Genomic DNA, 14,196 nt, shown 5'->3' with positions numbered 1-14,196 from the left:
GAAGCGGGTGGCGGCCGATAGGAGCGCCGGGTAATACAGTGCCTGCGACAGGCAGGGCGACGAGGGAGATTTTACGGATGACCGGCAGTGACCCGACCGTGGGCGTGGATCCGGACCGCCTGGCGGTCTGCCTCGGCGTGCTGGCCGAGGTGGAGGGGCTGCCGCCGGAGCATCCGGACGCGGTGCGGGTGCGGCGGGCTACGGCGGCGCTGTTCAAGACGGTGAAGTTGCAGCGGCGCAAGGACCGGCGGCAGGCCGTGCTCGACAACGATCGGGCGGTGACGGCGGCGACCGCGACCGGGGCGCCCGGGCGGATCGATGACGAGACCGCCGGGATTCCGCTGAAGAGCCAGACGGTGGGAGCGACCGCCGGGGTGCTCAAGCAGGCGCGCGGGTGTTATGTGTGCAAGCAGCGGTACACGATGGTGGATGCGTTCTACCACCAGCTCTGCCCGGACTGCGCCAAACTGAACCATGAGCGGCGAGATGCCCGGACCGACCTTACCGGGCGGCGAGCGCTGCTCACCGGTGGCCGGGCCAAGATCGGGATGTACATCGCGCTGCGGCTGCTGCGCGACGGGGCCGACCTGACGATCACCACGCGGTTCCCGCACGACGCGGTGCGGCGGTTCACCGCGATGCCGGACAGCGCCGACTGGCTGCACCGGCTGCGGGTGGTCGGTATCGACCTGCGGGACCCGGCGCAGGTGGTGGGCCTGGCCGAGTCCGTCGCCGCCCGCGGGCCGCTCGACATCCTGATCAACAACGCGGCGCAGACGGTCCGGCGGACCGCCGGGGCGTACGCGGCGATCGCCGCCGCCGAGGCGGAAGCGCTGCCCGGCGGGAGACTTCCCGAACTGGAGTATTTCGGGAGTGCCGGTAGTTCCCCGGCGGCCGTGCTGACCGCCGGCGCCCAGCATCTGACCCCGCAGCAGATCACCGAGCTGGCGCTGACCGCGCGGTCGGTGGCGATCGACGCGGGCGGGCTGGTGCCGGACACCACGGCGACCAACAGCTGGAGCGACCGGGTGCACGAGGTGGACCCGCTGGAACTCCTCGAAGTGCAGCTGTGCAACGTGACGGCGCCGTTCATCCTGGTCAGCCGCTTGCGGCCGGCGATGACCGCATCGTCTTTCCCCCGGCGGTACGTCGTCAACGTGTCCGCGATGGAGGGCATCTTCGCGCGTGGCTACAAGGGCGCCGGGCATCCGCACACGAACATGGCGAAGGCGGCGCTGAACATGCTGACCCGGACCAGCGCGGTGGACATGTTCGCCGACGGGATCCTGATGACCAGCGTGGACACCGGGTGGATCACCGATGAGCGGCCGCATCCGACGAAGATGCGGCTGCATGAGGAAGGGTTTCACGCGCCGCTGGATCTGGTGGACGGGGCGGCCCGGGTCTACGACCCGATCGTGCGGGGGGAGCAGGGGGAAGACGTCTACGGGTGCTTCCTGAAGGATTACGCGCCGGTGGCGTGGTGACGGCGCCGGCCGCGCCCCCTTATGGAGGGGGCGCGGCCGGCCAGGTTCACGGCCTGGGCCAGTGGTGCTGGTTGTCGTTGCCGCCGTGGTTGTCGTTGCCACCGCGGTCGTCGTTACCGCCGCGGTTGTCGTTGCCACCGCGGTTGTCGTTGCCACCGCGGTTGTCGTTACCGCCGCGGTTGTCGTTACCGCCGCGGTTGTCGTTACCGCCGCGGTTGTCGTTACCGCCACGGTTGTCGTTACCGCCACGGTTGTCGTTACCGCCCCGGTCGGGCCAGCCGCGGTCGCCGTTGCGGTCGTCGTTGCCGCCGCGGTCCGGCCAGCCACGGTGGTCGTTCCGGTCCGGCCAGCCACGGTGGTCGTTCCGGTCCGGCCAGCCGTGCGGGCCCGAGTGATCGTGGATGGCACGGATGTGGAACGAGCCACCCCGGTAGTCGGGGCGGTACGGCCAGCCACCCGGCCAGTCGCCGCGCCAGTCGCTCCACCGCCAGTCGTCCTGGTCGACGACGAGGCGGAAGACCCAGCCCCGCCAGCCGTAGTCGATCGGATCGCAGCTGTAGTCGTCCCAGGCGCCGTAGCGCCTGCCGGTGAAGCCGGCGCGTTCGCACGACCATTCGGTGCGGTAATACCCGATCACGTGATCGTCGCCCCAGTCGGACGCGTGTTTAGCGGCGCCGCCGGCGGAGACCGGCGTGCCGGCGGCCGAGGCGGCTTGCGCCGGGCCCATGCCGATCAGCGCGCCGGCGGCGACACCCATGCCGGCGAGCGCGAAGAAACGCTGTGCCTTGTTCATGTCACACCTTTTTCGGACATAACGCCATTACTCGCCTAGCGCATCATGGCTGCCCGGAGCGTTAAGGCGTTTTCCGTGAACTAAGCCGATCGGCCGACCCCCTCGGTGTCAGCGAGAGCGCGGAACGCCGGCCGCAGAATGTCAGTCAACGGCCGGCCCTGATACCCGATCCGCGGCGGATCCAGCTGATCGAGAAGCGCGTCGGGACGGCCGCCGGATGGCTCCTGAACAGGAGATTCGCCAAGATCTAGGCTGCGGCCCCAAAAGGTCTCCAGATCATCCGGGTCGATCAGCGGCGGCTCCGGCTCGACGGGATTTTCCGCCTGGGTGGCGGTTTTCGCAGCATCGGCGACGTCGGAGGCGTTTACCGCGGCCGCCTCCCGCAGCCGGCGCAGCCGCATCAACAGTTCGTCGCGGTGCCGGCCCCGCCAGGCGAAGACCTCGAACGGGTCGGCCTCGAACATCCGGGCGAGCGCGTAACAGGTGGCGGCCAGGTGCACGCACGGCATCGGCCAGCGCTCGCAGGTGCAGTCCATCGCCACCTCGTCCAGCGAGAGGGGCAGCAGGGTCAGGCCGGCGTCGGCGAACACCGCCTCCACCCCGGGCGGCATCCGCCCGTCGAGCAGCCCGGCGACGAACCGGGCCTGGCTGACCAGGGCACTCTCCACCCGGGCCCACTCGGCCGCGCCGAACGCCCGGACCGCGATCCGGGATCGGAACGCCGACGGATCGTCCGGCCCGCGCACCAGCGCGACCGCCAGGCTGCTGGAGACGGTCAGACTGCGCACGTGCCCGGCCCGCTCGTCGCGGCGGCCGCGGGCGAAGGTCGGCCCCATCCGCAACGACTCGAACATCCCGAGGAACGCGGGCGCGAAATCGCTCATCGCCGGCCCCCGTCCCGCTCGGCGGGCTGGATGGTGCTGGACTCAGTCAATGATGGCCTCCGGGGCGAGAGCGAACAGGTCACGGAGTTCGCTGGTCGACAGCGCGGTGAGCCAGCCCTCACCGGAGCCCACCACCCGCTCCGCCAGCACACCCTTGTCGGTGAGGAGCTGGTCGATCCGCTCCTCCAGGGTGCCGAGGCAGACCAGGGTGTGCACGTGCACGTCCCTGCGCTGGCCGAGCCGGAAGGCCCGGTCGGACGCCTGCGTCTCGGTGGCCGGATTCCACCAGCGGTCGACGTGGATCACATGGTTGGCGGCGGTCAGGTTGAGGCCGGTGCCGCCGGCTTTCAGCGACAGGACGAAGACACCGGGGCGTTCGGCCCGCTGGAACTCGGCGACCATCGCGTCCCGGGCACCGCGCGGCGTGCCGCCGTGCAGGAACGGCACCGGCACCCCGAACCGGGCGGCCAGGTGTGGCGCCAGCATCCCACCGAACCGGGCGAACTGGGTGAAGCACAGCACGCTCTCGCCACCGGCCAGGGCCCGGTCGACGATCTCCTCCAGGCGTTCGATCTTGCCGGACCGGCCGGGCAGCGGAGAGGCGTCCTTGAGCAGCAGCGCCGGGTGCACGCAGACCTGTTTCAGCTTGGTCATCGCGGCCAGCACCAGGCCCTTGCGGCGGGTCTCCCCCGGCTCGGCGAGACGCTCCAGCAGCTCGTCGAGGACCGCGCGATAGAGGGTGACCTGCTCGGTGGTCATCCCGCACAGGTGCCGGACGTGCCGTTTCGACGGCAGCTCGCCGGCGATGCCGGGGTCGGCCTTGGTGCGGCGCAGCAGGAACGGCCGGGTCGCCTGCCGCAGCCGGGCGGCCGCCTCCTCGTCCTCGTACCGCTCGATCGGCACCGCGAACCGGGCGCGGAACGTGTGCGCGGACGCCAGCAGCCCCGGGTTGACGAAGTCGAGGATCGACCAGAGCTCGGCCAGCCGATTCTCCACCGGGGTGCCGGTCAGCGCGATCCGGTTGCGGGCCGGGAAACGCCGCACCGCCCTGGCCGCCGCACCGGCACTGTTCTTGATGTGCTGCGCCTCGTCGAGCACCACCCGGTCCCAGGTGATCGCGGCGAGCGCGTCGGCGTCCCGGACGGCTGTGGCATAGGTGGTCAGCACCAGGTCGGCGCCGTCGGCCAGGGCGGCCGGATCGTCCCGGTCGGCGCCGTGCAGCACTCGGACCCGCAGGCCGGGCGCGAACCGCGCGGCCTCCCGCTGCCAGTTGCCCAGCACCGACAGCGGGCAGACCAGCAGCGCCGGCCCGTCGCGCCGGTGCAGCAGCAGGGTGAGCAGCTGCACCGTCTTGCCCAGGCCCATGTCGTCGGCCAGACACGCGCCCAGACCCAGGGAGTCCATGAAGACCAACCAGGAGAAACCCCTGATCTGGTACGACCTGAGCACCGTGCCGAGTCCTGCCGGAGGCTCGATCAGGGCGAGCCGCTGCTCCAGTTCGCCACTGAGCAGGTCGCCCAGCCAGCCCTCGCCCCGAGCGTCGGTCACCGGCAGCGGCAGCCCCTCCGGCGGCAGAAGGCGGGTCACCCGCAACGCGTCACCCGCGGTCATCGTGCCCCCGCCGCGGCTCAGGAACGCCAGCCCGGCAGCCAGTTTGTCCGGATCGAGGAAGACCCAGCGGCCGCGCAGCCGAACCAGCGGCACCTTCGCCTTCGCCAGGTCGGCCAGGTCGTCCTCGGTCAGGGTGCGGCCGCCCAGCGCCAGGCCCCACTCGTAGTCGACGAGGTCCCGCAGGCCGGTCGTACGGTCCCGCAGCACCGGCGTGATCGGCTCGGGGCTGCGCACGTGCAGCGCCAGGCCCAGCCCGGATCGGCGCCGCCACCAGCCCGGCAGCAGCACCCCGTAGCCCGCCTCGTCGAGCAGCGCGGCGTGACTCAGGAAGCCGTGCGCCCCCTCGGTGTCCACGATCATCTCCACCGGATGCGCCTGGTGCAGCGCGTCGCCCAGCGCCGGGTAGAGTCGCGCCGCCCGCCCCAGCCCGGCCAGCAGCCGCTCCTGCGGGTGCAGCGTCCACCGGCGCAGCGGGGCGAAATCGTCCCGCCAGATGTCGGCGGCCGGCACCAGCACGCTCGGCTCGTCGGCGGCCTGCAGCAGGAACTCCAGCCGCCACGCGTCCGGGGGCAGCGGCACCTCGCCGGGCAGCACCGGCTCGTGCTCCCGCGGATCGCTGAGCCGGAAGCACACCCGCACCTCAGCCCCACGCGCCGCCTGGGCGAACCACGCGTCGAGCGCCCGGACCAACTCGTCGAGCTCGTCCCCCGGCATGCTGAACCACGGCTCCCCGCTCAGCGCCGCCAGCCACCCCCCGAGCCCGTCCTGCACCGGACCACCGGCGGCCGACCCGCGAGCATCGGAGCCGGCAGCACGACCGGCAGCGCCCGCCCCGCGGGACGTGCCCCGGGCAGCCGCGCCGCCGCGCGACGAGTCGGCGGCAACGCCGGCGCCACCCGGGTCATCGGCCGCAGCCCCGCCGGCGCGGGAAGCCGCTGCAGAGTGGGGGACGGAATGGGCAGCCTGCGTGTCGGGCACGGTGACGGAAGGGGCGGCGCCGGCGCGCGCGGCGGGCGGGTGGGGGGTGGTGGCTCCGCGGGTGGGGGTGGCGCTGATGCCGGTGGGTGGGATGGCCGGCTCGGTCAGGGTGACGCCGGCCTCGGCGAGGCGGGTGCGGACGAGGACGTCGACGAGGCGCTCCAGAGCCGCGGTGCAGAGGTCGGCGGCGGAGGCGGCCGTGGGAGCGGTGTCGCCCTGGCGGGCCGGGCGGCTCTCCGAGCCGGGGGTGGCCTCGGCGCGGCAGGCGGGTGGCATCCGGTCGAGCAGGGTGGCGTGGCGGGCCGCGTCGGAGCCGATCAGAATCGGTCGCCAGCAGGCGGCGGGGCGGGGACCGTCGAGCCGGACGCCGGGGAGCACCCGGCCGCGGCGGACCAGGCCGGCGGCGAACCCGCAGAGCTCGATCAGCCAGCGGACCGAAGGCGCGACCCGGCCGTCGAACTCGGCGGCGAGGTCGGCGTCGAGGAACGGCACCTCGACCGCGGGGACGCGCCAGACCCGGGCCCGCCGGGCGCCGCGCCGGGGCGGGAGCCCGACCTGCGGCGAGGGCAGCGGACCGGCTCCGGTGGACGGCAGGGTGAGCAGGGCCGGATCGCGCCGCTCGCCGGCCGGCAGATCGGCGGGCGGCAGCGCGAACGGATGCCACGGGACGCCGCGGGCGGCCGCCGGGATCGGGATCGGGACACCGGTCTCGGCCCACAGGCTCAGCGTGCCGTCCCGGGACACGAATCCGTGCAGGACCCGGACCGGGGGCTCGTCGTCGAGGAGCTTCAGCACGCGGACGACTCTAGGCCGCCCCTCCGACACTTTGCCGTCCACCCAGCTCAGCGCCATCCGAACGCGACAGCCGCCTACCCGGGGCCGCCCATCAGGCAGGCCCGGGCGGGCCAACGGCCGGCGGGCAGCGGGACCGGCGACAGGCGGGCAGGCGGCGGCAGGCCGGTGGGCGGCAGGCGGGTGGGCGGCAGGCGGGTGGGCGGGCAGCGGGCAGCGGGGGTGGGCCGTAATGCGCGAGGGATGGCCGCGATCCGCACGGAGATCGACGGCGACCGACAGATGGCCGCCGGGCCGCATTGATGCTTAACAAATTCTTCGCCGGCCTGCAACAGGATCGTCACACCCGCCGGGCCCCGGCGGCAAAGGTTCCGAAAACGATTCACCCAGGGACTGCCTCCACGAAGGACGGCCGGGCATAATCGTGATCCGCCGGTCCGGTGCCGCATCGGCGTGGACGACTGCTGGCGGCGTTTCGGGGGGAGGCGGGCACATGCGCGATCCCGTCCTCGCCGATCTCGCCGTGCCCGTTCCGGTGACCCCGGCCGGCACCCCGGTGGGCGATGTCGAGGCCGCTCTGCGCGCCGACCCGGAGCTGCTCGGCGTGCTCACCGAGTCCGGCGGCGAGCTGTTCCTGATCGACCGCGCCTTCCTCGATCTGGTGCTGGCCGGCCGGCTCGGTTACGGCCGGGCGCTGCTGCACCGCCGGCCGTTGCGGTCGCTGCTGCGCCGCCCGGCGTTGGTGCTGCCGGCCGCCACCGACTGGGGTGACGCGGCCCGCGCCGCGATGGAGCGCCCCGACGGTTCGAAGGCGATCCCGATCGTGGTGGCGCTCGGTGACGACACGTTCGGCCTGGCCCCGGTGGGCCCGCTGGTGGAGCACATCAGCCGGCGCTATCAGGCGATGGCGCTGACCGACGACCTGACCGGCCTGGGCAACCGGCGCAGCCTGATGTCGCGCCGGGCGCCGGCGCCGGGGGCGGCCGCCATGGTGATCGACCTCAACCGGTTCAAGGAGATCAACGACACGCTGGGGCACACCCGCGGTGACGAGTTGCTGCGGCAGGTGGCGGTGGCGCTGTCCGGGGCGTGCCGGCCGGCGGAGGCGTTCCGGCTGGGCGGCGACGAGTTCGTGGTGTTCACCCCGGATCTGGCGGTCTGGCCGGGCCTGTCGCCGTGCGAGGCCGGTCACCGGCTGCTGCACGCGATCCAGGGTCCGTTCCCGGTGGGCGGTGTCCCGGTGACGGTGGAGGCGTCGATGGGGATCGCGGTGGTCGGCCCGGGCGATCCCCGTGATCTGGAGGATCTCGTCTCCCGAGCCGATTCCGCGATGTACGCGGCGAAGCGGGACCGCACCCAGGTCGAGTTGTGGCACGGCGCGCTCGCCGCCGGCGCCATCGACCTGGGGCTGGACACCGATCTGTGGGCGGCGATCGGCAACGGCGAGCTGGTGCTGCACTATCAGCCCCTGGTGGACGCGCAGACCCGGGCGACCGTCTCGGTCGAGGCGCTGGTCCGCTGGTCGCATCCGCGGCGGGGGCTGTTGCCGCCGGGTGTGTTCCTGCCTCAGGCGGAGCGCTCGGATGTGATTCACATGCTGACCGCGGCGGTGCTGGGTGACGCCGTACGCCAGGCCGCGACCTGGCACCGGGCGGGCCGGGACGTGCCGGTGGCGGTGAATCTGGCGGCGCCGGTGCTGAGTTCGGACCGGGTGCTCACCAAGATCGGCGAGCTGCTGGACGAGACCGGCCTGCCGCCGCGGGGCTTGATCGTGGAGGTGACCGAGAGCGCGGTGATGACCCGGCCGGCGGAGAGCGCTGATCGTCTGCGGTCGCTGCGGGCGATGGGGGTGGGGGTGGCGATCGACGATTTCGGGACCGGGAACACGTCGCTGGGCCTGCTCACCCAGCTGCCGTTGAGCGAGTTGAAGCTGGATCGCTCGTTCGTCACCCGGATCCATCAGCCGCAGGACCGGGTGATCATCGAGTCGGTCGCCCGGATGGCGAACGGCCTGGGCCTGACCCTGGTCGCCGAGGGCGTCGAGGATGCCGACACCGCGGACACGCTTACCGCGCTCGGCTTCGACCTGTTGCAGGGGTACCACTTCGGCCGCCCCGAACCGATCATGGCTGCCTAGCAGCACAGGTGGGCGTGAGGTCAGCTCACGAGAACGGGGAAAGGGTCCAGGCGATGACCGGCGGCCGGACCCGGGCGCACAGCGGATCGCCGGCGGAATCGGTCAGCCCGAGCCGGCCCACCAGCACCCCCTCCCCCGCCACGGCTCCCCGCAGCAGCGCACCGGGAACGTCCCCGAAGAGCAACTTCGCCCGGCGGAACATCGCGAACTCCCCGTCGTGCACCGCCCCCCAGCTCAGGTAGAGGAACCGCGCCCCGGGCGACCCGTGCACCCATGGCCCGCCCACGTCGATCAGCCCGTCGACCTCGCGCACCTCGACGTCCATCTCCCAGACGGCGCTGCCCGCGGTCACCGGCACCCGGCCGACCACCTCGGCCCGCCGCTGCACCCCCACGTGCACGTTGTTGAGCCGCAGTTCCGGTGTCTGCGGCAGCTCCCGCCCCTCGATCCGGATCCGCATGCCCTCCACCCTAGGACGGCGACACTCGCCGAGATGGGGCCGATCACCGCTTTGTCGTTTTTATACTTGATCAGTGGCGGAGATCTACCGGAGTGCGGCGGCCGAGAACGAGCGCGGCGAGGTGCTGCGCCGTGCCGGCCGCCCGGCGGAGGCGACCGAGCACTTCTCTCGCGCCCTGGCGGCGCTGCTCACCAGCTCGGATCCGGATCCGGCCACGCACGCCGCGATCCTCGACAATCTGGCCCTGGTCGCGCACGAGCGCGGGGACCTGGCCGAGGCGAAACGGCACCTGGTCCGCTCGCTGCAGGTGGGACCGCTGGTCGGCGATCCGGTCGGGCGGGCCATCACGTACGACAATCTGGGTGTCGTCGAGGTCGAGCTGGCCCGCGCCGGGCACGGCCGCCGGGAGGCGCATCTGGGTGAGGCGGAGCGGCATTTCGCCGCGGCCGAGCGACTGTTCCGCAGTGTGCTGCCGGACGCGGTGGACGACTACCTGCGGTCGGTGCTGAACCGGGCGGACGCCGCCGAGCTGCGCGGTGACCTGGATCGGGTGGACCGGCTGAGCCGGCATGCCGCCGAGGTGGCCGCGCATCACGCGATCGCGCCGGAGAACGCTCTGGAGGCGGTGACCATGCGCGGCGGTTTCCTGCATCAGCGGCGGAACCGGCCGCGGGTGGCGGTGGAGCTGCTGACCGCCCGGTTGCCGGCACTGCTGCCGGGCTGCCCGCCGGCATCGAGCATGGCGGCGCTGGCGGTGTTGTTGCGGGCGGCGACCGCGACCGGGGATCCGGTGCTGATCGAGGACGTCACGGCGCGGATCACCGAACTCGGCGAACCGGGCACATCGAAGGCGAAAATCATGGCGCGGCGTTAACGTACGTTCATGGGTGGTGGCCGCTGGCGAACGATCCGCCTGCCGCTGCCCGCCCTGCACACGTCGATGACCGCGCGGGTCTGGTCCCCGGCCGGGGATGGCGACCGGCTGCTGATCGCCCACGACGGTCCGGAGTACGAGTCGCAGACCGGTCTGACGGCGCGCCTGCCCGGGTGTCATGTGGCGCTGCTGCCGCCCGGTGAGCTCCGGGAGGACTGGTATGCGGCGTCACCCGCGTACGCGAGAGCCCTGGCCCTGGAGATCGTCCCGCGGCTGCGGGCGCGGCTGGGCGCGCGACCCGTCGTCGGCGCCGGCGCCAGCCTGGGCGCGCTGGCCATGTTGCACGCCCAGCGGTCGTTCCCGGCCGGCTTCGCCGGGCTGTTCCTGCAGTCGGGGAGTTTCTTCCAGCCCCGCCACGACCGCCAGGAGTCGGGTTTCGCGCACTGGTCGCGGATCGTGCGGTATGTGCGCCGGGTGCTGACCGCCACCCGCGGCCCGGCCGTGCCAGTGACCCTGACCTGCGGTTCCGCCGAGGAAAACCTGGCGAACAACCGGGACATGGCGGATGCGCTGGACAAACAGGGGTATGCCACGACTCTCGCCGTCGTCCCGGGCGGGCATGACTGGGCGACGTGGCGCACCGCGCTGGACCCACATCTGACCGCCCTGCTGAACCAAGCCTGGCCTGAGTGATCGGAGGCGACGTGGCCGACGTCGAGCACACCATCGGCATGCTGCTGGGCACCGAGGACGACTGGCCGCGCGCTTTCGAGTCGCTGTTGCGCCGGCTCGGCACGGTCGCCGGCCCGGACGGGCGTTCGCACCGGACCCGGGCGGTGCGGGTCACCATCGAGCCGTTCAATCTGCGGGATCAGCCGAAGCACGACCTGGTCATCGACCGGCTGGCGTACTGGTACTACCACCCCCGGGAGTGGCTGAAGAAGATCGCCCTGATGGACGGGGTGTACCTGTTGAACAGCCCGTTCACCTTCCAGTCGATGGAGAAGCACGCGGCGTACTGCGCGATGATGCGGCTCGGGCTGAAGGTGCCGGAGACGGTGCTGGTGCCGTTCAAGAATCCACTGGACAACTCCCGCTGGGCGTACACCGCGGCGCGGTACAACAACCCGTTCGATCTGGAGGCGACGGCCGCCTCGATCGGCTATCCGCTGTACATGAAGCCGTACGACGGGGGCGCCTGGGTCGGGGTCTCCAAGATCCGCAATGCGCAGGAGCTGCATGCCGCGTACGACGCGTCCGGTGAGCGCCTGATGCACCTGCAGGCCTCGGTGGAGGATTACGACGTGTTCGCCCGCTCGCTGACCATCGGTCCGGAGACGATGGTGATGCGGTTCCTGCCGGACCAGCCGATGCACGCCCGCTACCAGGTCGACCACCACTTCCTGTCGGATGCGGCGGGAGACGAGGTGGTGACCGTCTCCCGGTTGGTGAACGCGTTCTTCCGGTGGGAGTTCAACTCGTGCGAGTCGCTGGTCCGCGGCGACGAGGTGTTCCCGATCGACTATGCGAACGCCTGCCCGGACGTGGCGCTGACCTCGCTGCACTACTACTTTCCGTGGGCGATGACGGCGCTGCTGCGATGGAGTGTCTTCTGTGTGGTCACCGGCCGGCGGATGCGGCTGGACACGGACACCGCCGACTACTTCGCGATCGCCGACGACCCGGACCGGTCGTACCCGGAGAAGCTGTCGGGTTATCGGGATCTGGCGGACCGGTATTTCGAGATCGACCGGTACCGCGAGTTCTGCGACACGCATCTGGGCGCGGTCGACGACATCGTCTACGACTGGGTGACCTCGGAGGAGTTCCGTTCGCTGCTGCGCGAAACCGTCCGGGCGATGTACCCGGTGCACGAGCACGAGAAGTTTCTCGGCCACTTCGGCGGCCTGATCGACGCCTGGATTCGTGACCAGGGGCGTTGACGTGGTCACACATTGGTCATCAGTATGTCTCCATGCATCTATGGGAGCGCTCCCCCGTGATCGCCGCGGCCGCCGCCCTCCTGCTCGTGGGGGCTTCCGCCCCGGCCCGGGCGGACGAGGTCGAGCAGGTCGTCAACGGCGGATTCGACGGAACATCCGACCCCTTCTGGTCCACCGCGGGCATGCCGATCAGCCTCACCGACGGCCGGGCCTGCGTGGACGTGCCCGGCGGGACCACCAACCGCTGGGACGCCGCGATCGGGCAGAACGACATCGACCTGGTCGCCGGCGAGACGTACCGGTTCAGCTTCGACGCCTCGGGCGACGCCGGGCACGTGGTCCGGGCGATCACCGGCCTCGCGGTCAGCCCGTACGACACCTATGTCGAGCAGTCGCCCGTCCTCGGCGACCTGCAGCACTACGAGTACACCTTCAAGGCCGCGGCGAGCACCGCGCAGGGCCAGGTCGCCTTCCAGGTCGGCGGCAGCGCCACCCCGTGGCACTTCTGCGTCGACAACGTCTCGCTGGTCGGCGGCGTCCCGCCGGTGGTGTACAAGCCGGACACCGGCCCGCGGGTCCGGGTCAACCAGGTCGCCTATCTGCCGGACGGCCCGAAGGCGGCCACGGTGGTCACCGCCGCGACCACGCCGCTGCCCTGGCAACTCAAGAACAAGAAGGGCAAGGTGGTGTACGAGGGTGACACCACCCCGCGCGGCGTCGACCCGTCGTCCGGCCAGAATGTGCAGACCATCGACTTCAGCCGGTGGAGCGCCGCCGGGACCGGCTTCACCATCACCGCGGACGGGGAGACGTCCCGCCCGTTCGACATCGGCAGGACCGCCTTCCGGTCGCTGCGCGCCGACGCGCTGAAGTTCTACTACACCCAGCGGTCCGGCATCGAGATCCGCGACGATCTGCGGCCCGGGTACGCGCGGCCGGCCGGGCACCTGGGCGTGGCCCCGAACCAGGGTGACGGCAACGTGCCGTGCCAGGCCGGGGTCTGCGACTACCGGCTGGACGTGACCGGCGGCTGGTACGACGCCGGCGACCACGGCAAGTATGTGGTGAACGGCGGCATCACGGTCTGGGAACTGCTGAGCGAGTACGAGCAGTCCCATGACGTACGCACCGTGAATCTCTCCATCCCGGAGAGCGGCGACCGCACGCCGGACATCCTCGACGAGGTCCGCTGGGAGCTCGAGTTCCTGCTGAAGATGCAGGCGCCGAACGGGATGGTGCACCACAAGGTGCACGACCAGGCGTGGACCGGGCTGCCGCTGCTGCCCGACCAGGACCCGCAGCCGCGGGAGCTGCACCCGGTCTCGACCGCCGCGACGCTGAACCTGGCCGCGGTGGCCGCGCAGGCGTCACGGATCTGGGAGAAGTACGACCCGGCGTTCGCGGCCAGGACCCTCGCCGCGGCGCGCAAGGCGTACACCGCGGCCAAGACCAACCCGATCGCGCTGGCCTCGCCGTCGGACGGCACCGGCGGCGGCACCTACGACGACGCGAAGGTCTCCGACGAGTTCTACTGGGCGGCCGCCGAGCTGTACCTGACCACCGAGGAGAAGCAGTACCGCGCGGACGTGCTCGCGTCCCCGGAGAACACCGCGGACGTGTTCGGCGCCGGCGCCTTCGACTGGGGATCCACCGCCGCGGCCGGCCGGCTCGACCTGGCGCTGATCCAGAACAACCTGCCGGGCCTGGGCAGGATCAGGAAGTCGGTGGCCCAGGCCGCGGACAGGTATCTGGCCGTTCAGAAGGCCCAGCCGTACGGCGTGGGCTACGCGCCGGCGAACAACGTCTGGGACTGGGGCTCGAACAGCATCATCCTGAACAACCTCGTGGTGATGTCGGCCGCCCACCAACTGACCGGTAAGCAGAAGTACCGCGACGGCGTGCTGACCGGCCTGGACTACGTGTTCGGCCGCAACGCGCTGAACCAGTCGTACGTGACCGGCTACGGCGAGGTCTCGTCGCAGAACGAGCACAGCCGGTGGTACGCCCACGAGCTGGACCCGAGCCTGCCGCACCCACCGAACGGCACGCTGGCCGGCGGCGCCAACTCCTCGATCCAGGATCCGCTGGCGCAGGAGAAGCTGACGGGCTGCGTCGCCCAGTTCTGCTACATCGACGACATCCAGTCCTGGTCCACCAATGAGGAGGCGATCAACTGGAACGCCGCGCTGGCCCGCGTCTCGGGTTACGTCGCGGAACTGTCCTAGATCACTTACCGC

General features: G+C 71.7%; 10 protein-coding genes. 6 read left to right on the top strand and 4 right to left on the bottom strand.

Going from position 1 to position 14,196, the window contains the following annotated elements; translation table 11 throughout:
• Positions 1–77: 77 nt before the first annotated feature.
• Entirely contained in the window at positions 78–1,487 is a 1,410-nt protein-coding gene (locus ACSP50_RS13500) for an SDR family oxidoreductase (protein ID WP_014689847.1), read from the top strand.
• 46 nt (positions 1,488–1,533) lie between these two features.
• Here ACSP50_RS13500 and ACSP50_RS43370 read toward each other — a convergent pair whose 3' ends face one another.
• The 3 genes from ACSP50_RS43370 to ACSP50_RS13485 all read right to left on the bottom strand — a co-directional run bounded on the left by ACSP50_RS43370 (position 1,534) and on the right by ACSP50_RS13485 (position 6,605).
• Positions 1,534–2,280 (bottom strand): hypothetical protein, encoded by a 747-nt coding sequence (locus ACSP50_RS43370; RefSeq protein WP_014689848.1) that lies wholly within the window; start codon positions 2,278–2,280, stop codon positions 1,534–1,536.
• Between the two features lie 80 nt (positions 2,281–2,360).
• Positions 2,361–3,164: a hypothetical protein gene (locus ACSP50_RS13490; RefSeq protein ID WP_014689849.1), complete on the bottom strand. Its 804-nt coding sequence runs from the start codon at positions 3,162–3,164 to the stop codon at positions 2,361–2,363.
• A 42-nt stretch (positions 3,165–3,206) separates the two neighbouring features.
• Positions 3,207–6,605, bottom strand: a complete 3,399-nt coding sequence (locus ACSP50_RS13485) for a DEAD/DEAH box helicase (protein WP_014689850.1) — start codon at positions 6,603–6,605, stop codon at positions 3,207–3,209.
• Positions 6,606–7,038: 433 nt separating this feature from the next.
• Here ACSP50_RS13485 and ACSP50_RS13480 point away from each other — a divergent pair, with 433 nt between their 5' ends.
• Complete coding sequence (locus ACSP50_RS13480; RefSeq protein WP_014689852.1) at positions 7,039–8,682, top strand: bifunctional diguanylate cyclase/phosphodiesterase; 1,644 nt, start codon at positions 7,039–7,041, stop codon at positions 8,680–8,682.
• Positions 8,683–8,707: 25 nt separating this feature from the next.
• On the opposite strand, the gene ACSP50_RS13475 is transcribed toward ACSP50_RS13480, so the two are convergent.
• Positions 8,708–9,142 carry a DUF5990 family protein gene (locus ACSP50_RS13475; protein WP_014689853.1) on the bottom strand — a complete coding sequence of 145 codons (435 nt, stop codon included), beginning with the start codon at positions 9,140–9,142 and terminating at the stop codon, positions 8,708–8,710.
• Positions 9,143–9,215: 73 nt separating this feature from the next.
• Here ACSP50_RS13475 and ACSP50_RS13470 point away from each other — a divergent pair, with 73 nt between their 5' ends.
• From ACSP50_RS13470 to ACSP50_RS13455, 4 genes are read left to right on the top strand one after another with little or no spacing between them, the layout of a single operon-like run.
• Positions 9,216–10,016 (top strand): tetratricopeptide repeat protein, encoded by an 801-nt coding sequence (locus tag ACSP50_RS13470; RefSeq protein WP_014689854.1) that lies wholly within the window; start codon positions 9,216–9,218, stop codon positions 10,014–10,016.
• 9 nt (positions 10,017–10,025) lie between these two features.
• Positions 10,026–10,709 (top strand): esterase family protein, encoded by a 684-nt coding sequence (locus ACSP50_RS13465; protein WP_014689855.1) that lies wholly within the window; start codon positions 10,026–10,028, stop codon positions 10,707–10,709.
• Positions 10,706–11,959: a RimK family alpha-L-glutamate ligase gene (locus ACSP50_RS13460; RefSeq protein WP_231956924.1), complete on the top strand. Its 1,254-nt coding sequence runs from the start codon at positions 10,706–10,708 to the stop codon at positions 11,957–11,959. Before ACSP50_RS13465 ends, ACSP50_RS13460 begins: the two co-directional genes overlap by 4 nt.
• 32 nt (positions 11,960–11,991) lie before the next feature.
• Positions 11,992–14,184, top strand: coding sequence for a glycoside hydrolase family 9 protein (locus ACSP50_RS13455; RefSeq protein ID WP_043511406.1), 2,193 nt, complete (start codon positions 11,992–11,994; stop codon positions 14,182–14,184).
• Positions 14,185–14,196: the final 12 nt, after the last annotated feature.

The sequence above is a fragment of the Actinoplanes sp. SE50/110 genome, assembly GCF_900119315.1.
Taxonomy (GTDB): domain Bacteria; phylum Actinomycetota; class Actinomycetes; order Mycobacteriales; family Micromonosporaceae; genus Actinoplanes.
Note: the sequence above shows the minus strand (reverse complement) of the source record. Positions and strands in the feature narration are given on the sequence as shown.

Bases quoted from the DNA above. Each gene is read 5' to 3' on its own strand.
- ACSP50_RS13500 (WP_014689847.1), top strand. From the start codon at position 78: ATGACCGGCAGTGACCCGACCGTGGGCGTGGATCCGGACCGCCTGGCG.
- ACSP50_RS13485 (WP_014689850.1), bottom strand. From the start codon at position 6,605: ATGGCGCTGAGCTGGGTGGACGGCAAAGTGTCGGAGGGGCGGCCTAGA.
- ACSP50_RS13480 (WP_014689852.1), top strand. From the start codon at position 7,039: ATGCGCGATCCCGTCCTCGCCGATCTCGCCGTGCCCGTTCCGGTGACC.
- ACSP50_RS43370 (WP_014689848.1), bottom strand. From the start codon at position 2,280: ATGAACAAGGCACAGCGTTTCTTCGCGCTCGCCGGCATGGGTGTCGCC.
- ACSP50_RS13455 (WP_043511406.1), top strand. From the start codon at position 11,992: ATGCATCTATGGGAGCGCTCCCCCGTGATCGCCGCGGCCGCCGCCCTC.
- ACSP50_RS13490 (WP_014689849.1), bottom strand. From the start codon at position 3,164: ATGAGCGATTTCGCGCCCGCGTTCCTCGGGATGTTCGAGTCGTTGCGG.
- ACSP50_RS13475 (WP_014689853.1), bottom strand. From the start codon at position 9,142: ATGCGGATCCGGATCGAGGGGCGGGAGCTGCCGCAGACACCGGAACTG.
- ACSP50_RS13465 (WP_014689855.1), top strand. From the start codon at position 10,026: ATGGGTGGTGGCCGCTGGCGAACGATCCGCCTGCCGCTGCCCGCCCTG.